This is a genomic window from Paenibacillus sp. FSL W8-0426 (assembly GCF_037969725.1).
Classification (GTDB): Bacteria; Bacillota; Bacilli; order Paenibacillales; family Paenibacillaceae; genus Paenibacillus; species Paenibacillus hubeiensis.
In genome coordinates this window covers 5,819,260-5,838,852 of sequence record NZ_CP150203.1, presented here as the reverse complement: position 1 = coordinate 5,838,852, position 19,593 = coordinate 5,819,260, and the positions used below count along the sequence as shown (strand labels likewise).

The window sequence follows — 19,593 nt, the reverse complement described above, 5'->3', positions numbered from 1 at the left end:
GCACAAGGTGTCACATTGATAAAAGTGCATGATTAGCAAATAAAACGTAGCAAAATGCTAGAATGGCCAATCGTTTAATCAGCAAGGTCATTATGCTAACGGGAAAAATAGCACAGTAAGAGCAAGTAGCAGCCGATCATTGTGATCGGCTGCTTTGTTCATTTAACGTTAACGGGCAGGATCGTTTCGACGTGTGGCGTTATCACGTGGAATTGCTAAAATGAAGCGATCTGCGCGAATCGGAACCATGTGGTAAAATATAGAAGGGCAATCTTAAAAAATGGGGGAGGATCCAAATATATTATGATCAATGACCTCTACCGGAAACTGGTTCCTCTTTTCTTAAAGAACAATCTAGTTCAGGTAGCAGCTCAGTTTTTTGTTTCAGGGATAATCGGAGTTATATACGGATGTATGTTAATTGACGAAACTATAGGTGGATATATTAATAAAGTCTTGCCGAGTAGTGATGGGCCGGATCTCTATTTATATTTGCCCCTTGTGATTACTGTGTTCATTTACTCGTACTTCATTCAAAAGAAACAAAGAATTCTACTGGAAAAAATCTCATGTAGTTGTCTTCATAGTTTCATTGCCGTATTAAGCTGTATCTTTTCTTGTGTAGTTTTACTTTTGATTTAATCCCATTTAGCGTTGCGCTAACGGAACACCTATAACCAGACGCGGGCTGGTCGTTTTTCCTGTAATTGAACCCATGTAAAGGGGAGATCCATGTTGAAACGGATGCCTTTTGAACGCCCAGTGGAGCATTATGACGAGCGAATTTATAATATTGATGAACAAATTTGTGAATTATTGAAACTCCGTAAGCAGCTATCCAACAACAATCCTGGTTTCCCGCCCTTTGAATATATCTCTAAATGGGCTGAAACGTTTGAACTTTACGAGGACTTTCTGAAAGCCGTTTTTGGAACTTTTAGCAGTGAAGAGCATTTTAAGCCCATGGTTGAACCGTCGGATTTTAGAAAACATATCCCCCTGCTAAAATCAGTCGAAGAAGGGAACTGCTTTTATACTGTAAACTCAATAAGGCAGTATAGTAATGCTAGTGTAGTGACTTTTAGTATGGATTGGGATGTGACTGAGACACCTCCAACTTCTAACAATCACAGCTATTTTGAATTGAAAATGGGAGAACAGTATGATTGCCGAATGATGAATGGCGGAAGCCACTCAGGTCATGCTTCAACCGAGAATCCATTAAACGAATGGGTCCCAGCAGGTTCCAGTTGATGAAACGAAGAGGGGGAAGCCGAAATGAAGACGATCAAGTGTATGATGGACCATCTGTACTGGGCGGACGGACGCATCCTGGACGCGCTCGAAGAGAGTGGGACGAAGAACAAAGACCTTCTGAAGCTGGTTAGGCACGTCGCGGTCGCGGAACGAGTTTGGTTATCCCGATTGCAGGGCAAGGGCAGCGCTTCATATTCGCTCTGGGAGGAAACGGAAGACCTGACGGCAATCCGGACGATGTTCGAAGAAAATGCCGCGCAATATCGCGTCTATATCGAAGGGCTCGAGGAATCCGAGTTGGATGAGATGATCGACTATGCGAACCAGAGCGGGTTGCCGTTCCGATCATCCGTCCGGGACATCCTGTCGCAGGTTATCCTGCATGGGCAATATCACCGGGGACAGATCAACCGGGCACTTCGAAGCGAATCGGCAGAGCCGGTCCAAGTCGATTACATCACGTTCGCGAGGCTTTAACAGGGCGGGCTTTAAGTAAATAAGGACAGGGGTCAACTCAGACCGACCTGTCCTTTTTCACTAGATAAGGAAAAACACGTGATAAGTTTAGGATTCGATCATGGTTTACAGATCCACTCTCCAGTTGCCCATCATCTTGGCGACTTCCGGATCGCGGTACGATAAGAAAAGACTTTCCCGCGTATCGAGGGCCGCGATTTGTTCAATATCGTCCGCGCTTAACTCAAAATCGAAAATGTCGAAGTTTTCGATGATCCGCTCTTTTTTCACCGATTTTGGAATGACAACGACTTCACGCTGAACAAGCCAACGCAACACGACCTGGGCGACGGACTTATTATGTTTTGTCGCGATTGATGCCAGCACTTCGTTGCTGAACATGTTGTTGAGCCCTTCCGCGAACGGCGCCCACGACTGGTGTTGTACTCCCTGTTCTTTCATAAAAGCGGCACTCTCGATTTGCTGATAGAACGGGTGCGTTTCGATCTGGTTGATGGCGGGCACGATTTCATTATGCACAATGAGGTCCATCAGACGGTCGGGCAGGAAGTTGCTGACACCGATCGCCTTGATCTTGCCTTCGCGGTACAGGTCTTCCATTGCACGCCAAGCGCCGTAGTAATCGCCGAACGGCTGGTGAATAAGGTAGAGATCGAGATAGTCGAGCTGCAGCTTCTTCAGGGATTTGGCAAAAGCCAGCTTGGCACTCTCGTATCCGGCATCCTGAACCCAGAGCTTGGTCGTGATGAACAGCTCCTCACGCGGCACGCCGCTGCGCTTGATCGCGCGTCCGACCGCTTCCTCATTCAGATAACCGGCAGCGGTATCAATCAAGCGGTAACCGGCCACCAGCGCTTCGTATACGGCGTTTTCGCATTCTTCCGCATCCGGAATTTGGTAGACACCAAAGCCGATGATCGGCATTTTCACGCCATTGTTCAATGTTACAGTTTGCATTGTAATTCCTCCTAGTGTTTAATTGTAAAACGCAAACGGCCACGAAACTCGGAAATCGGGTATCTCAGCTCGCCTTCCGCTTACGGTCGATTTGCATTACAATAAACCTACCACCTTCGTGTTACACGAAGGCAAGTGTCTTCATACATTTATTTTTCAAGGAGGGTTTCACATGCATACGGTCAAAGAAGCCGCCCTCATAACGGGACTCACCGAGCATGCAGTACGTTTTTACACGGATAAAGGTCTGGTGCCAAGCGTACAGCGCAATCAACACAACATTCGCATGTTTGACGAAGAATCGATCAACTGGCTGCATGGCATCAAATGCCTCAAGCAATCCGGGATGCCGATTGAGGTCATTAAAAGGTACGTCGACCTCTGTCTTGAAGGGGATTCGACCCTCCCGCAGCGCTACGCACTCATGATGAAGCACAAAGAGGAAGCAATCGCCAAGCTTGAAGAAGCCAAATTGCACGTTGCTCATCTGGAACAAAAAACCGACCTGTATCAGGCCATTTTGGAGCACCGCTCTCCAGACACGATGAATCCCGGCAACTGGGACAAAATCAAGCATATGCATAGTGACGTATTTTACTCGCCCTCCGTTCGAAAGGCTTGAGAAATATTCGTAAGGTAACCGGTATTGAATTATTTTACGGTTATCGTTCCTGCATGGCTGACAAGCTCCAGTGTATTAGATCCATTCCCAATCGTGCCCTCTATCGATTTTTCCGTGTTCTGCTGCTCCATAAAGCCATCAAAGCCAACACGGATATCCGCCGAGTCACTGCTTGCCATCAGCTTTAATGAAGCAGGAGGTGTAGTATAAGCTACGGTGATATCTCCGGAGTTTGTTTCTACGTGCAGCCATTTTCCTTCCTCAACCTCCGTGACGGATACTTCCCCGGCCGTTGAAGTGATGGTCATATCATGACTGGTTACACGGGTCAGGGAGCTGTCGCCGCTGCCGGAAGTTACCTTTGATTCGTTTAGTGAGCTGTCTTTCAGCGTGAATTCCCCATCCTTGGATGTGAACTCTCCCTTGTCTGCGGAAAGTCCTTCAATATGCTCAGAGCCTGAATTGTTGGTAAGGAAAATGTTTTGGGTCGCTATGTCCTTCATCTTAATATCGCCTGCGTCGTTGTTGAGTGTAATCGTATCGATTTCATGATCGGGAATGGAGATATAGATCGTGCCATTTTTGCCTAATGAAAATCCCCCTGTGATTCCTCCTTGATCTTGCTGGGTGATGATCATTTTGTTCCCATCCTGATTAATCGTTACCGGATCGCTCTTTCCGTCCAACTGCTTTCCATCGCAAATGACGATGATGTTCGGGGAATCTGTATGCTGGAACTCGATATCCCAAGAATCATTATGAACTTCAATTTCTTCTATGCGTTTTGCCTCAAAGGATGTTTCATGGTGATAACTTGCTTTTCCTATTCCTTGGCAGCCACTTACCAGCACACCAATGGCCATCAGGACAAGCAAAGCGGTTAGCATTTTTCCCATGCTCTATTCCCTCCCCTTATGTACGGAGCACATTATTAGGCCACGTCGTTTTGATCGATGTTGTAAAAAGAAAGATAGCCGAGGAGAAGACCAAGCAGACAGAGTGTGATCGGAATGGCAATGAATTGGAACAGGCTGGACGAGCTTCCTCCGTCAGACACCGTGGCGTTAACCAGAAATCCAATGATGACAGCGGATGTAATGGTGGAAGCCGTCGACTTTTTTCTCATGCCAAAAATTAGCGGAATCAGGCTGATTCCTGCGATCATAAAGGCGTTTAGCAGCGTTGACGGAAGGGTAGCTGCCATTTCATCAAGACGAACCGGTGCATCAAATAACCCTATTACCGGATTCAGGAAGTACGTTAACAGATTAATCATCAACGTCGTTACAAGGATGCTGAAGAAACAGAATACATACACGATCAATAACTTGGCTTGCATTATTTTTTTTCGCTGCTGCGGGTAGGTGAACAACACTTGGATCATCTTGCTCTTATATTCTTCAATCACTAAACGCGACAAAATCACGCTTGCGAAAATGATAAAGGTGATCCGGATTAAAATATCCGTTAAAGACATAAATTCAGCATAATCCATAGGTTCGCTCTCGCCCTGGGTACCTAACGTCATAAGGACAACGGCAGCGTAAATGGCCACCATGCAAATGACGACCCCTTTAAGATCGTGAGATAGATTGTTTTTTTGCCATTCGAGTTGGATAAGTTTAAGCATAACGTTGGCCCCCATGAATGAGATTGATGAAATACTCTTCTAACGATCCCGCATGTTGTTTTCGGATGTCTTCCATCTTGACTTCTTGTAAAAAAGTGCCTTGATGAATAATGCCAACCGTATCGGCGACCGATTCGATTTCCGACACAATATGACTCGAAATTAAAATGGTTGTTTTGTATTTTTCCTTTAATAACAGCAGAAGCTCCCGCATTTCTTTAATCCCGATCGGATCAAGGCCGTTGATCGGTTCGTCGAGGATGAGAATATCCGGCTTCGTCACGATCGCACGTGCAATGCCTAACCGTTGTTTCATGCCCAGCGAGAATTCATGGATTTTTTTCTTCCCTACTCCTTGCAGACCTACGATCTCCAGCGCGTCCTTGATCGCAGGCTTATCGCTGTAGTCCATGTACCTGCAATGAAACTCCAAATTGGTTTCCGCCGTCAGCCGATCGTAAAATACGGGATATTCAATGATGCTGCCGATTCTTTTTAAGTATTGATGGGACGTTGGCGTAACGATCTGATTGAATACCCGGATTTCACCGGAAGAGGGTTTGACCAAATTTAATATCATTTTCATAATCGTTGTTTTTCCTGCCCCGTTCGGACCTAAAAAACCGTAAATTTCTCCTCTGCTGATGCTCATATTTACGTTCTTAATGGTATCTGTGCCCTGGAACGTCTTACTGACTTGATGGATTTGAATGATGGCTTCCATTCCTGAGTTCCTCCCGATCATTTATGGATGTGCAACACTAAGCTTAGGGAATGAAAGTAAAAATAAAGTAAACGGTACGGAAAAAACACGTAACATTTTACTTGAATCAACCTCCTGAAAATGTAAATGGAGTAAGATAGAAAGTGAATATTCAGGACACGTTTGAAATGAGGGAAGATCAACATGGAATCTGCATCCATACTGGCCGTCGATGATGAAATCGGCATTTTGAAGCTGCTGGAGATCACGCTTCGGAAAGAGAATTTCACGCATATGGACACGGCAACATCGGGCAGAGACGCGTTGCAGCGCGTCAGAGAAAAGACGTATGATATGATTTTGCTGGATATCATGCTCCCGGATCTAAGCGGCTTTGAGCTCTGTACGGAGATTCGAAAACATACGAATGCACCGATTATTTTCATAAGCGCCCGCTCCACCGACTTCGACAAATTAACGGGGCTCGGGATCGGCGGAGACGATTATATCACCAAACCTTTTAATCCGTTGGAGGTCGTTGCCCGAATCAAGGCGATCCTTCGCCGGGAAAAGATCCTGAAACGTGCATACCAACAAAACACGGCGTACGATTACGGGTACTTCTCATTTCATCCGGAGTCGGCCACGTTAACCGTGAAGGGCCAAACCGTCGATTGCACAGCGAAGGAGCTGGACCTTCTTCATTTCTTCTGCAAGCACCCCAATCATATCTTTACGACGGGCCAGCTATACGAGTTGGTATGGGGAAATGATGTGTTCGGAGAAGAAAAAACGGTTACGATTCATATTTCCAAGCTGCGCAAGAAGCTCGGCGACGATACCCGAAAACCCAAAATCATCGTGAATTTAAGAGGAATCGGTTATAAATTCATCCCCCCGAATGAGGTACGGCTATGCGAATAAAAACTCGATTCACGATTCACTTGGCATTAGGGCTCGTGCTGTGGCTTCTGGGTACGGGGATATCTATTGCTATTATTGTGGAAGGCCTTCTTCCCTCGCTTGGTTTTCACATCAATATGGATGATGAGGGTCTTATCGTAGGGGGGATTTTCGGGGTTAGCACGCTGCTATGCATCGCTTTGTTCGGCTGGTATTTCGGCGGTCCGATCGGCTTCCTTATGTCCTGGATTCAGCAGCTCTCGCGGGACAACTACATGGAGCCCGGCAATATGGCGAACATATATAACCGAACCGGAAAATTACGCATGCGGTACCGCTTGTATAAGGAGGTGCTCCAGCAGCTTCAATCCTTGGGCAGTATCTTGCAAGCAAACGAAGTGGAGAGAAACCGGATCGAACAAGCCAAGCAGGAATGGATTGCGGGGATATCCCATGATTTGAAAACACCCTTGACCTATATCAGAGGATATTCGGCTCTCTTATTAAATGAGCAATACGAGTGGTCGAAGGAAGAGGCGATGTCGTTCATCCGGGAAATGGACGGCAAAGGGAAGCATATGGAGGAATTGATACAAGATTTAAGCCTCGTCACACAGCTCCATAGCGCTGAAGGCGCGCTGCCACTGCAGAAGACGATGCAGGATATCGTCGAATTTACCAAAAGGGCAGTTGCGGATATCAGCAATACTCCGCAAGCAAGCAGCTACCGCTTGCATTTTCAAGCAGATCCGTCGGTCATTCACGTCGATTTTGACATGAAATACATGCAGCGTATCCTGCAAAATATTATGATGAACTCCATCATCCATAACCCGGAACATACGGATATCTACGTCGAGATCGAGGAAACAGGAGAGCATGCGACGATTCGCATTGCAGACAACGGCGTAGGCATGCCGCCCCATACGGTAGAACATGTATTCCAGCAATATTTCCGCGGCACTACGACGGATGCTGCTTCCGAGGGCACGGGATTGGGCATGGCCATCGTCTATAAGCTGATTCAAGCCCATAACGGCACGATCACGGTTAAAAGTGAACTCTCACAAGGGACCTCGTTTACCATTCGATTGTTGAAATCAAATCCACACTAACGGATCTTTTTTAACGTGGACGGAACTATTCTTCAGGCGGAAAATGGCTTCCTGCGGCTTGAATGGGGGCCTTTTGAAGGAAAAGGGGAGAACGTGTATTACTTACAGAAGGCGCGAGATTGGCTTCATTTACCTTGGAATTAACGGCTTAGCAGGTTCGACCTACGTAATGAAATAGCAGCTGCTGGACGCCAGCAGCTGCTATTTCATTTGAACATCCGCAGTGCATATTTCGATGTGATTTTTGTAATGCCCTACGTGGGGGCCTGAGTATCTTATACGGAGACGTGTTTCGTACAGCTCTCCGTTGATATGAGCGGATTCTTCAATGATCAGGATGGTCGGCTGCTGGAGCCTGCTGGGAATGGCTGCGAAATTCGCTTGGCGCAATGCCTGTCCACCGCTTGAACTGCCTGCTGAAATGCGCATTGGTCTTATATCCTAACATCATCGCAATGTGGTCAATGCTCAGGTCGGTTTGCTTTAACAGCCGCTGGGCTTCGTTCAGAAGGGTTTCTGATAGAAACTTGCGCGGTGCTGTGCCATATACCTGCCGAAAAATTCGATTGACCTGCGACGGACTAATGTTCAGCGACTTGGCAATGTCCTGGATCCAGGTTCGCTCGCTATCCCGGATTTCACCATGAAGATGGATATATCTAACGGAATCCTCAATGTGCTCAGCGATTTGATGGGCGATGGCTTCTTTTCTGGATAAGGTCACGGATGCGTTCTGAGATAACTGGCCGACCAGGGAGCCGAGCAATTCGAATACGGCAGCATGCACCTTCATTTGTTTGGAGGAAGACAGCGGGATGGATAAGTGCTCCGTGGCCAGATCATACAGCGTACACAGTGAAGAGGAAAGTCCCAGGGCTAAATTCGAATCTGCCGGATAATAAATGTCCTTGGACCGGTTGAGCTCTCTGCAAAAGGAGATATCATGTACGCTGAAATGAACGGAAAAGTAAGAGAAGCCCTGCGGTCCGGCACCGGTGCAGGAATGGGTCATGCCGGGGCGGATGAACAGAAGGTCTCCAGCAGACTGACTGTACAACTGTCCGTTAACCACCATGTCCATCTGACCGTTCAACATCCAGTGGATTTCATACATGGAATGCTCATGGGATGGATACGTCCAGTTGGAATCTACTTTTCTTGCATGCAGCCCCAGTAACTGAAAAGACATGCGAACATCGGGTAGACGGCCTAAATACATGGCTTCCGGGATTTTGGTCACAGCAACCTCCTCTTAATGCTCTGTATTCCAAATACTGATAAATTCATATTAACAGAAAAAAAATGCGTGAAAAGGGTAAGTCGTCGGAGTGATTAGCACATCGTCATGAATCTTAGCTGATGCTATGGTAGTGTTATCACCCCGAAGGGGAGAATGGGGGCAAGCATGAATGAGAATTATTCGATTTCTGGATGGACAACAGAAGTGGCTGGCAGCAGTTACGGATGATGAAAAAGCCTATCGTTTGCCGCAAGCAGATTTCATGACGCTGATCTATCAAGCAAGGGAGCGGGGAATTTCTCCGGTTCAACTGGTTGAAAGCGCTTTTAAACCGCTGAACGAGCTGAGCGGCGACTGGACTTCCCTGCACCTGATCACACCCGTGGAAGCTCCGGAAGTATGGGCGGCGGGTGTAACTTATCAGCGGAGCAGGGAAGCGCGAAACTATGAAGCAACGGATGGCAAGCTGGATGCGAACACCTTTTACGACAAGGTATATGATGCAGAACGTCCCGAGATCTTCTTCAAATCCACAGCAGCCCGCACCGTTGGACCGAATGAAGCGGTTACCCTTCGCAGCGATTCCACTTGGCAGATCCCGGAGCCAGAGCTCGGACTGGTGCTTGCCGCAGATGGCACCATTGCGGGATACATCGTGGGCAATGACATGAGCTGCCGGGACATTGAAGGGGATAACCCGCTCTATCTGCCGCAGGCCAAAATATGGCGCAGTTCCTGCTCGATCGGTCCGGCGATTCGTCTGGCGGAAACGGTCCGGAATCCTTATGACCTTAACATCGTCTGCGAAATATTCCGCGATGGGGAATTGGTGGTGAAGAGTGAGGCCAGTACAAGTGAATTAAACCGAAAGCTGGATGAACTGGTTTCCTTTTTAGCAAGAGACAACGATTTGTTTGACGGCACGGTTCTACTGACAGGTACCAATATTGTACCGCCCAATGATTTTACGCTTGAATCCGGAGACCGTATTGAAATATCCATAAGCGGGATTGGGACTCTCGTTAATCCTGTCATTTCAAACTAGTTGACTTAAGGAGGATGAAGGCGATGAGCGTTTTTCAGTTAGAGCAGACCTATAACAATTTTATTAACGGAGAATGGGTGAAGGCAGCGTCCGGAAAGACGGAACCCAGCATGAATCCGGCGAATCGAAAAGAAATCGTAGGGCATGTGCCTGTCTCCGGCGTAGAGGATCTGAACGATGCTGTGGCAGCGGCAAAAGCGGCTGCGAAGACCTGGCGGAGATTAACCGGCGCAGAACGGGGCAATTATCTTTTTCAGGCAGCAAACGTGCTGGAACGCCGGGCCGACGAGGTGGCGGAAGCCATGACGAGAGAAATGGGGAAAACGTTCCCTGAAGCCAAAGGAGAGACGATGCGCGGCGTCGCCATCTTGAGGTATTACGCAGGGGAAGGCATGCGCAAAACGGGTGATGTGATTCCGTCGACGGATAGCGAAGCATTAATGTTCACGACCCGTGTACCGCTTGGCGTAGTCGGCGTAATTGCGCCATGGAACTTCCCGGTGGCTATTCCCATCTGGAAAACGGCACCTGCTTTGATCTATGGCAACACGGTTGTATTGAAGCCGGCCCAGGAAACGGCGGTTACGGCAGCCAAAATAATGGAATGTTTTGAGGAAGCCGGCATTCCGGCCGGGGTTCTCAATCTCGTGTGCGGCAAAGGCTCGGTAATCGGTTCCGCACTTGCCGAGCATCCGGATGTGAACGGCATAACGTTTACAGGCTCCAATGAAGTCGGAAAGCGGGTCGGCGCCGCAGCACTTGCTCGTGGAGCCAAGTACCAGCTTGAAATGGGCGGCAAAAACCCGATCATCATTGCAGCCGACGCTGATCTGGATCTCGCTGTAGAGGGAACGATCAGCGGCGGCCTGAAATCAACGGGTCAAAAATGCACGGCCACCAGCCGCGTTATTATTGAACGCAAAGTTTATGATGCTTTCAAAGAAAAGCTTCTGTCGCAGATACAAGAAATCCGGTTGGGCGACGGCATGTCTGCCGGCAGCTGGATGGGGCCATGTGCAAGCGAAGGACAGCTCAACACCGTACTGAGCTATATTCAAAAAGGACAGGATGAAGGTGCAGTACTGCTCGCTGGGGGAAAAAGACCGGACAGTCCTGAGCTTGCAGAAGGATTCTATGTCGAGCCGACCGTGTTTGAAGGTGTCGAATCACATATGTCCATTGCCCGGGAAGAAATATTCGGCCCGGTACTGGCCTTGATTCCGGTGGATTCCCTTGAAGAGGCTATAGCGTCGGCAAATGACAGTGATTATGGTTTAAGTGCTTCGATCTACACACAAAATGTCGGGGCTATGCTTTCGTTCATCCGGGATATGGATGCCGGACTTGTAAGAATCAATGCGGAAACGGCCGGTGTAGAGCTGCAGGCTCCGTTTGGCGGGATGAAAATGTCCAGTTCGCATTCCAGAGAGCAAGGACAAGCGGCTATCGAATTTTTCACCGCCATCAAAACCGTCTTCGTGAAGTCATAAACTGCGGGGAGGGTATCATGTACGAACAGATCATGTCGATTATGGGGGAGAAGGAGTCCGACTTCTTCGGGATTACAGCTCATGCTCCAGGGGCTGCAGGACGTCTGCCTTTGACCGACGATTTGCTGCGAAATGCTCCAAGCGGCGACTTGTTCGGCATGTCCCAGAATGTTGGAATGGGCTGGAAGCCTGGAGAATTAAACGGAAAACAGTTTCTGATCCTGAGTACGCAAGGCGGTATTCGAAACGAGGATGGCAGTCCTGCTGCTCTCGGTTATCATACGGGGCACTGGGAGGTTGGTCTGCTGATGAAGGCGGCGGCAGAAGAACTGTCCAGCCGCGGCGGAATCCCGTTTGCCGGCTATGTCAGCGATCCTTGCGACGGCAGGTCGCAAGGAACAGCCGGCATGTTCGACTCGCTGCCGTACCGGAACGATGCCGCTATCGTATTCCGCAGATTGATTCGATCCCTGCCCACGCGAAAAGGCGTGCTCGGCGTTGCAACTTGTGATAAGGGACTGCCCGCCATGATGCTTGCTCTTGCGGGTATGCCGCAGCTGCCAGGAGTGATCGTTCCCGGCGGCGTTACCCTTCCGCCTACGAACGGAGAAGACGCGGGTAAAATTCAAACCATCGGCGCAAGGTACGCCAATGGTGAGCTTTCGCTGGAAATGGCATCGGAATTGGGATGCCGGGCTTGCGCTACACCGGGCGGCGGCTGTCAGTTCCTGGGGACAGCGGCAACAGCCCAGGTGGTAGCCGAGGCCATGGGCATGACGGTGCCTCATGCCGCTCTGGCTCCTTCGGGGCAGCCGATCTGGATCGAGATGGCACGGCAATCCTCGCGTGCACTCATCCATATGGAGACCCAAGGGATGAAGATGGCGGACATTGTCACAGATGCATCGATTCGCAATGCAATGATTGTACATGCCGCGTTCGGCGGATCTACCAATCTGCTTCTTCACATCCCGGCGATCGCTCATGCGGCTGGTTTAACGCTGCCCGGCGTTCAGGACTGGATTCAGGTCAACAAGAATGTTCCGAGACTGGTGAGTGCTCTGCCGAACGGCCCCATCTTTTACCCGACTATTCGTGTTTTCCAGGCCGGAGGTGTCCCCGAGGTCATGCTTCACCTCAGGCAGCTTGGTTTACTTGATGAGTCTGTTCCGACAGTAAGCGGCACATCTTTGGGGCAAGTGCTGGATTGGTGGGAATCGTCAGAACGCCGCCATGTCATGCGGAAACAATTGAAGGAGAAGGACGGCATTGATCCGGACAGCGTCATCATGAGTGCAGAACACTCGCAGCGTCTCGGGATTTCCTCCACCGTGACATTCCCGACCGGCAATATTGCCCCCGAAGGCTCGGTTATCAAATCCACCTCCATCGACCCGGATGTACTGGATGAGCACGGGGTATATCGTCATCGGGGTACAGCAAAGGTGTTTACAACGGAACGTGAAGCGATCCGGGCGATCAAAACAGGCGGAATTCGGGCAGGGGACATCATCGTTCTACTTGGACGGGGACCCTCCGGGACCGGGATGGAGGAGACCTATCAGCTTACGTCTGCGCTCAAGCATCTGTCCTTTGGAAAATACGTGTCACTCATTACCGATGCCCGGTTCTCCGGTGTGTCCACCGGTGCGTGTATTGGGCATGTTGGTCCCGAAGCTCTGGCCGGCGGGCCGATCGGCAAGCTGCGGAACGGTGACTTGATTGACATTGTGGTGGATCGAAGCACCCTGGATGGAAGCATTAATTTTGTCGGAGAAGAAGGCATGGAGGTTTCCCCCGAAGAAGGAGCACTCATCCTGGCACAGCGGCCTTTTCATCCGGATATGCGGCCAGATGAAGCGCTGCCGGAGGATACACGATTGTGGGCAGCACTGCAATCCGTCAGCGGTGGTACGTGGAGAGGCAATGTGTACGATGTCGAACGGATCATAACGGCTCTGGAGGCTGGCAAAAAAGCGCTGGGGTGGCACTGAAACCAAGCAACTCTGGCATCATGTTCTTACCTGTTTTGTACAGTTACCATTTACTTACCGGAGGTTTCTTTAATGAATACGATCAAAAATAGGATTACCAATCCCGTTCTCCCCGGTTTTCATCCTGATCCCTCCATATGCCGGGCTGGGGAAGATTATTATATCGCTACGTCTACCTTCGAGTGGTTCCCGGGTGTACGCATTCACCACTCCAGGGATCTGGTTCATTGGCGCGCGATGGCTGCTCCGTTGACTCGCATGGCTCAGTTGAACATGGAGGGAAATATTAATTCGGGAGGCGTATGGGCCCCTTGTCTCAGCTACGATAATGGCGTGTTTTATCTGATATACACCGATGTGAAGAGCCGGATAGGCGCTTTTAAAGATACTCATAATTATCTTGTAACAGCAACGGAGATTGAGGGCCCTTGGTCCGATCCGGTATATTTGAACAGCAGTGGCTTTGATCCTTCCTTGTTTCATGACGAAGATGGACGCAAGTGGCTGGTCAATATGATCTGGGATCACCGCAAAGGCAAAAACCGGTTTGCAGGCATCGTGCTGCAGGAATATTCGTTTCAGGAACAAAAGCTGGTCGGACCCGCGGTTAACATTTTTAAGGGAACGGAACTGGGACTGACGGAAGCGCCTCATCTGTATAAACACAACGAATACTATTATTTGATCACAGCTGAAGGCGGAACTGGATACGAGCATGCCGTTACGGTTGCCCGCTCTCGTTCGTTACAAGGTCCTTATGAGGTTGATCCGGCTAATCCGATTCTCACTTCACACGGCAGGACGGATTTACCGCTGCAAAAGGCGGGTCACGGCAGTCTCGTCGAGACGCACACGGGCGAATGGTACATGGCGCACCTAGTGGGAAGACCTGTTCAGGAGAAACACTGCATCCTTGGTCGTGAGACGGCTCTGCAGCGTTGTACTTGGAGTGATGACGGATGGCTAAGGCTTGCAAGCGGGGATCGGTATCCGGAGCTTCAGGTTACAGCACCGATGATCAAGCCGCACCCGTTTGAACCGCCAGGGGAGATGGACCATTTTGATCAGGCCGAGCTTCGCCACGATTGGAATACACTTCGCATCCCGCCGGATGCAACATGGCTTAGTCTGACGGAACGTCCAGGTTATTTACGCTTGCATGGGATGGAATCGATGAGTTCAACGCACAGACAAAGCATGCTTGCCCGCAGGTTGCAGGCTTTCGAGTGCGAAGCCGAGACGTGCCTTGAATTCGCGCCGGACCATCCGCAGCAAATGGCAGGACTTATTCTGTATTACGATACTCAGGATTACCTCTACCTACGGGTAACGCATCATGAAGACAAGGGGTTGTGCCTTGGCATCATTCAGTCCAAATACGGGGTGTATGATGAAGTTTTGGAGGAGGACATTCCACTGAAATCGGGGCATCGGATTCGCTTAAAAACCGTGGTCGATCATGATCGTGCCTGCTTTTACTATGCGTTAGACGATGATCCGTCATGGGTTCCGGCAGGCGGGTGGACGGATATCACACATCTGTGTGATGAATCCCCGGAATACATCCGGTTCACGGGAACCTATATCGGTCTGTGTGCGCAGGATCTTGGCGGGACCCGGAAACACGCTGATTTTGATTACTTTGTTTACAAGGAAACGAACAACCCAACGGCCTCCGATGAAAAAGGGACCAATTCGATTCACATCTGAACGAACCTCCTTGTTGTATACATTTTTGGAATATTAACTTGAGCTTGCTTCGTAATCGGCAGATGACTCCTATGTTCATTAGGGGTCATCTTTTTTATTGTCATTGAAATCCGACATGCTTGAGATCAAAAAATGAATGAACTATAATTTGTCAGGTTTTGGAGCGGAGAATAATATAGTAATATTTACAAATATAAGTCAAATTCTTTTGCAATTCGAGAGGGTGTGGTACGTACAATTCTATTGGGCACTGAACAAGTTTATAGTATTGAATGCGCTTTCGTATGTATATCCATTTGAGGAAGGTGAACATGTTGAAATTGAACTTAAAAAGATCCGTCCATATTCTGTTAGCCTGTTTGACGGCTCTGCCTCTAATGTTAACTCCGACCCACGTGTCAGCAGCAAGTGATGCCAACATTAATTTATCCTCCGAAAAACAGCTCATCAAGGGTTTTGGGGGAATTAACCATCCGGCCTGGATCGGCGACTTGACGGCAGCTCAGCGTGAAACCGCCTTTGGTAACGGACAAAATCAGCTTGGGTTTTCCATTTTAAGAATCTATGTCGACGAAAATAGAAATAACTGGTACAGAGAGGTTGCTACCGCGAAAAGAGCGATAGAGCAAGGCGCCCTCGTATTCGCTTCACCTTGGAATCCGCCAAGCGACATGGTCGAAACCTTTAATCACAATGGGGATCCGAACGCCAAACGATTGAAATACGACAAATATGCCGCGTACGCGCAGCATCTGAACGACTTTGTCACTTATATGAAAAATAATGGCGTAGACCTGTATGCCATCTCGGTACAAAATGAGCCGGATTATGCCCATGACTGGACCTGGTGGACACCGCAGGAGATGCTTCGTTTCATGAAGGAGAATGCCGGTTCCATTCAAAATACCAAGGTCATGGCACCTGAATCGTTCCAGTATTTGAAAAACATGTCTGACCCGATCCTGAATGATCCTCAGGCACTCGCCAACATGGACATTCTGGGAGCACATACCTATGGAACTCAGTTCAAAGATTTTGCATACCCGCTCTTTAAGCAAAAAGGAGCAGGCAAAGAACTGTGGATGACCGAGGTGTATTACCCGAACAGTGACAACAACTCGTCGGACCGCTGGCCTGAGGCACTGGACGTATCTTACCATATGCATAACGCCATGGTTGAAGGGGATTTCCAGGCTTATGTATGGTGGTACATTCGGAGACAATACGGTCCGATGAATGAGAACGGGACCATTAGCAAACGTGGATATAATATGGCCCATTTCTCGAAATTTGTACGGCCAGGCTACTACAGAGTAGATGCTACCAAAAATCCGGATACCAATACTTTCGTTTCGGCCTATAAAGGCGACAACAAGGTGGTCATTGTGGCAATTAATCGTGGTACCTCGGCTGCAAGCCAAAAATTCGTTCTGCAGAACGGGAACGCCTCTACGGTATCCTCATGGGTTACGGACAGCAGTCGAAACCTGGCAAGCGGAGCACCGATTACGGTGTCCGGTGGAGCCTTTACGGCACAACTGCCAGCCCAAAGCGTAACCACGTTCGTAGCCGATCTCACCGGCGGCGGCGTGAACCCGGGTAGTGGAACCACATACGAGGCAGAGACGGGCACCACACTTACCGATGCTGTCATTGAGACCCTCTATCCTGGATACACAGGGTCTGGATACGTGAACTTCAACGCATTGACGGGATCGGCCATTCAATGGAATGCCATCAATAACGTAATAACAGGTACCAAAAACGTAAAGTTTCGCTATGCGCTGGAAAGCGGAACGCGTAATCTCGACATTTATGTCAACGGGACCAAAGTCATCAGCAACGAACCTTTCCCGGCAACCGGCAGCTGGTCGACTTGGAGTGAAAAAACCATTCAGGTTCCCATGAACGCGGGAACCAATACGATTACAGTGGTAACAACCGGCACGGAAGGGCCGAATGTGGATAATATCACGGTTACAGCCGTGCAATAAATGTGCCGTTCTGCTTATGTAAGACAATAAATATGCTAACCCCCGTTCTGCATTCGATCCGCTAGCCGGTATCCTGCGACGGGGGTTACTCATGATGTTTTAATGGCCATACCATACATCAGTCGCAAACGCAGCATTGTCCAAGCGGCTGCTTTTATTCAACTGACGTGCGAGTATCCTATAGATGGGTGTCCAGGGACTAAGACAAAAAGAAACCTCTCCCGGTGATAACCGAAAAAGGCTCGTAAGAATAAATAAACGATTGTAATTAATCATTAAACTCAACAAACACATACATATACTTATCGAATCCTGGAAGACCTGTCGTTCCTTTGATATCCAAAAATTTAAGTTTTTCTTCCAAATTTACTCTTTCTTGATCCGAGTCATCAGCAGCTACTTCAAAAATATATGCTAGGACAAATGCATCGATACTTGAGACCCCGTTTTTCAATTGGACCCAATCTTGCGGAAGAGTAACCTGGCTCTTTCCCACAACGATGTCCTTTCCTGAGAAATTGAGAATCAATTCTTTTCCCTGATTTTTAATGGTGTTAACATCAACAATAGAGAAACGATCCGCTTCATCTTGATTCCTCCTAAAGTAATATTGTTTACGTAACATAAACGCTACAAGCTGGATAAATGTTTCCTTTAACATCCAGTTGTATTGAATGATGGCGAACTAGAGCCTAATGATATTTCTGATTTAGAATCAAGCGAGAGAACTGTTTTCTAAACATTTCTTTAATTTTTGTTGTAACAAACCTTTATCCTCAAACGTTAACTCAATCAGAATGAGTGTATCAGTTATTTGTAAGAAATACTCATTAATTCAGATTGTCGGAAAGGGGAAGATGTCGTGTCTAACAGGAGAATACATAGATGTGCAAAATCTACATTAATAATTTTGTTTATATCGATGACTGTTTTCTTCATGCCCAAGGTCTTGCACGCAACTGAATACTCTAGTCAGAATCAAAAGCATTTATCTGATGTTGCTGCGATTGCTGCAGGAGAATGGGCCGTTTATGCAGTTAAAAAAGACGGCTCAGTTTGGGTATGGGGTGGTATGCGTAATAGTGGTCTAATTGGTAATGGTTACACGGTTCCGTCTGAGTCCCCTGTACGAATGAAGATGGATGGTGCAGTCGATGTCGCCAGTGGCACGAAACATGCACTTATCTTAAAAAAAGATGGTACGGTTTGGGCAACTGGATCAAATGTGGACGGGCAGCTGGGAATTGATGTTTCATCAGCTGAAACAGTACTAGATCCTGTACAGATAGAAAGTTTGAGGGATATTAAAGCCATTGCTGCCGAAGGTGATCAAAGCCTTGCGTTACAAGCAGACGGTACAGTATGGCAATGGGGAAGGACAGATCGAGTTAATACTCCCTCATTTAAACCTATTAAGGTAGAAGGGCTTCCTTCAGGCATATCGATTGCCGCAGGTTATGGATCAGCGATGATTCTTGATAGCAAAGGAAATGTACATGTTTGGGGGACATTGTTATACGAAACGAACCCGGACAAATTAAGGAAGCCGACAATAATAAGTGGGTTGATGGAGTCTACAGAGATTGCAACATTAGAACAGAGAGCAGCTGCTCTAACGGAAGACGGTACTTTATGGACGTGGAACAACTCGAAAATGTATCCTACTCCTGGAAAACTGCTGAATCCAACCAAAGTAGTTAATGCGGATGGTGTCAGGCAGGTGGCTGGCGGTACAGGATCTTCTTTTAGCCTAATTAAAGATGACGGCACGGTATGGATGTGGGACAGTTACTGGGATAAGCCTGCATATACGGCTGTACAAGTACCGGGAATTAAAAATGCATTGGACATTGCAAACAGTCAATTCAGGGGGCAGTATGCATTACTTGAGAACGGAACTGTTGTGAAATGGACGGTAGATTCTTTGGGTAAGCCATCCGTACCTGTGTTTGTTAAGGCGCCCATCAACGTGCAGTTAAATGATGAGACACTCAGCTTGGTTGTTCCACCGATCATAATAAATAATATCAGCTATGTACCCCTGAGAGGAGTGTTTGAATACATTGGGGCTACAATTAAATGGAATCAAGGCAGCTTCACTAGTGTTGTTAAGAAAGACGATATTATCATTGAAATTCATGCTCCGTCAGAGGAGATTCGATTAAACGGGAGGTCTCTACCAGAAGAGCTAAAGCCGAAGGTCATCAATGACGTAACGATGGTGCCCATTCGCTTCATTTCTGAAACATTAGGGGCTGAAGTAAAGTGGATACCCGATAGTAATACGATTCATATAAGTATCCCGCAGAAGTACAATCATTCCTAATCTAGAACATCAAAATGAAAAGAGTGTACACTCTTAGAAGCCGCTTAGCTGCGGCTTTTTTGTTTAACTAACGGACAGGTTCGTCTAAATGCGGGGGTGTATAATTACGGTAATACAATTCAAGGAGGGT

17 protein-coding genes are annotated in these 19,593 nt (G+C 48.1%); 11 read left to right on the top strand and 6 right to left on the bottom strand.

Annotated features, from left to right (window positions below; all coding sequences use genetic code 11):
* Positions 1–732 precede the first annotated feature (732 nt).
* On the top strand, positions 733–1,254 hold the full coding sequence (locus MKY59_RS26390) for a hypothetical protein (protein WP_339274603.1): 522 nt from the start codon (positions 733–735) through the stop codon (positions 1,252–1,254).
* 24 nt (positions 1,255–1,278) lie between these two features.
* Positions 1,279–1,734 carry a DinB family protein gene (locus tag MKY59_RS26385; RefSeq protein WP_339274602.1) on the top strand — a complete coding sequence of 152 codons (456 nt, stop codon included), beginning with the start codon at positions 1,279–1,281 and terminating at the stop codon, positions 1,732–1,734.
* Between the two features lie 105 nt (positions 1,735–1,839).
* Here the strand turns inward: MKY59_RS26385 and MKY59_RS26380 are convergent, their stop codons facing one another.
* Complete coding sequence (locus tag MKY59_RS26380; protein ID WP_339274601.1) at positions 1,840–2,691, bottom strand: aldo/keto reductase; 852 nt, start codon at positions 2,689–2,691, stop codon at positions 1,840–1,842.
* A gap of 172 nt (positions 2,692–2,863) precedes the next feature.
* Between MKY59_RS26380 and MKY59_RS26375 the strand changes: the two genes are divergently transcribed.
* Positions 2,864–3,313: a MerR family transcriptional regulator gene (locus MKY59_RS26375; protein WP_339274600.1), complete on the top strand. Its 450-nt coding sequence runs from the start codon at positions 2,864–2,866 to the stop codon at positions 3,311–3,313.
* 29 nt (positions 3,314–3,342) lie between these two features.
* Here the strand turns inward: MKY59_RS26375 and MKY59_RS26370 are convergent, their stop codons facing one another.
* Genes MKY59_RS26370 through MKY59_RS26360 form a run of 3 tightly spaced genes read right to left on the bottom strand, consistent with a single transcriptional unit; the run spans position 3,343 to position 5,667 of the window.
* The gene (locus MKY59_RS26370; RefSeq protein ID WP_339274598.1) at positions 3,343–4,188 is read right to left on the bottom strand and encodes a DUF4097 family beta strand repeat-containing protein; all 846 of its coding nucleotides are present in this window, start codon (positions 4,186–4,188) and stop codon (positions 3,343–3,345) included.
* 56 nt (positions 4,189–4,244) lie between these two features.
* Positions 4,245–4,943, bottom strand: coding sequence for an ABC transporter permease (locus MKY59_RS26365; RefSeq protein ID WP_339274596.1), 699 nt, complete (start codon positions 4,941–4,943; stop codon positions 4,245–4,247).
* Entirely contained in the window at positions 4,936–5,667 is a 732-nt protein-coding gene (locus MKY59_RS26360) for an ATP-binding cassette domain-containing protein (protein WP_339274594.1), read from the bottom strand. Before MKY59_RS26360 ends, MKY59_RS26365 begins: the two co-directional genes overlap by 8 nt.
* 183 nt (positions 5,668–5,850) lie before the next feature.
* On the opposite strand from MKY59_RS26360, the gene MKY59_RS26355 reads away from it, so the two are divergent.
* A complete protein-coding gene (locus tag MKY59_RS26355; protein ID WP_339274592.1) occupies positions 5,851–6,570 on the top strand; it encodes a response regulator transcription factor in 720 nt (239 codons plus the stop codon).
* Positions 6,561–7,664, top strand: coding sequence for a HAMP domain-containing sensor histidine kinase (locus MKY59_RS26350; RefSeq protein WP_339274590.1), 1,104 nt, complete (start codon positions 6,561–6,563; stop codon positions 7,662–7,664). The genes MKY59_RS26355 and MKY59_RS26350 overlap by 10 nt, the downstream gene beginning before the upstream one ends.
* A gap of 325 nt (positions 7,665–7,989) precedes the next feature.
* On the opposite strand, the gene MKY59_RS26345 is transcribed toward MKY59_RS26350, so the two are convergent.
* Complete coding sequence (locus tag MKY59_RS26345) at positions 7,990–8,904, bottom strand: AraC family transcriptional regulator (RefSeq protein ID WP_236414766.1); 915 nt, start codon at positions 8,902–8,904, stop codon at positions 7,990–7,992.
* A 169-nt stretch (positions 8,905–9,073) separates the two neighbouring features.
* Between MKY59_RS26345 and MKY59_RS26340 the strand changes: the two genes are divergently transcribed.
* From MKY59_RS26340 to MKY59_RS26320, 5 genes are all read left to right on the top strand, one after another.
* Positions 9,074–9,949 carry a fumarylacetoacetate hydrolase family protein gene (locus tag MKY59_RS26340; protein WP_339274588.1) on the top strand — a complete coding sequence of 292 codons (876 nt, stop codon included), beginning with the start codon at positions 9,074–9,076 and terminating at the stop codon, positions 9,947–9,949.
* Between the two features lie 23 nt (positions 9,950–9,972).
* Positions 9,973–11,439, top strand: coding sequence for an alpha-ketoglutaric semialdehyde dehydrogenase GucD (gene gucD, locus MKY59_RS26335; protein WP_236414764.1), 1,467 nt, complete (start codon positions 9,973–9,975; stop codon positions 11,437–11,439).
* Between the two features lie 17 nt (positions 11,440–11,456).
* A complete protein-coding gene (locus MKY59_RS26330) occupies positions 11,457–13,433 on the top strand; it encodes a YjhG/YagF family D-xylonate dehydratase (protein WP_290371434.1) in 1,977 nt (658 codons plus the stop codon).
* A 72-nt stretch (positions 13,434–13,505) separates the two neighbouring features.
* Positions 13,506–15,143 (top strand): glycoside hydrolase family 43 protein, encoded by a 1,638-nt coding sequence (locus tag MKY59_RS26325; protein WP_339274586.1) that lies wholly within the window; start codon positions 13,506–13,508, stop codon positions 15,141–15,143.
* A gap of 314 nt (positions 15,144–15,457) precedes the next feature.
* Entirely contained in the window at positions 15,458–17,137 is a 1,680-nt protein-coding gene (locus tag MKY59_RS26320) for a carbohydrate-binding protein (protein WP_339278483.1), read from the top strand.
* Between the two features lie 268 nt (positions 17,138–17,405).
* Here MKY59_RS26320 and MKY59_RS26315 read toward each other — a convergent pair whose 3' ends face one another.
* Entirely contained in the window at positions 17,406–17,762 is a 357-nt protein-coding gene (locus MKY59_RS26315) for a hypothetical protein (RefSeq protein WP_339274584.1), read from the bottom strand.
* A 237-nt stretch (positions 17,763–17,999) separates the two neighbouring features.
* Here MKY59_RS26315 and MKY59_RS26310 point away from each other — a divergent pair, with 237 nt between their 5' ends.
* On the top strand, positions 18,000–19,463 hold the full coding sequence (locus MKY59_RS26310) for a stalk domain-containing protein (protein ID WP_339274582.1): 1,464 nt from the start codon (positions 18,000–18,002) through the stop codon (positions 19,461–19,463).
* Positions 19,464–19,593 lie beyond the last annotated feature (130 nt).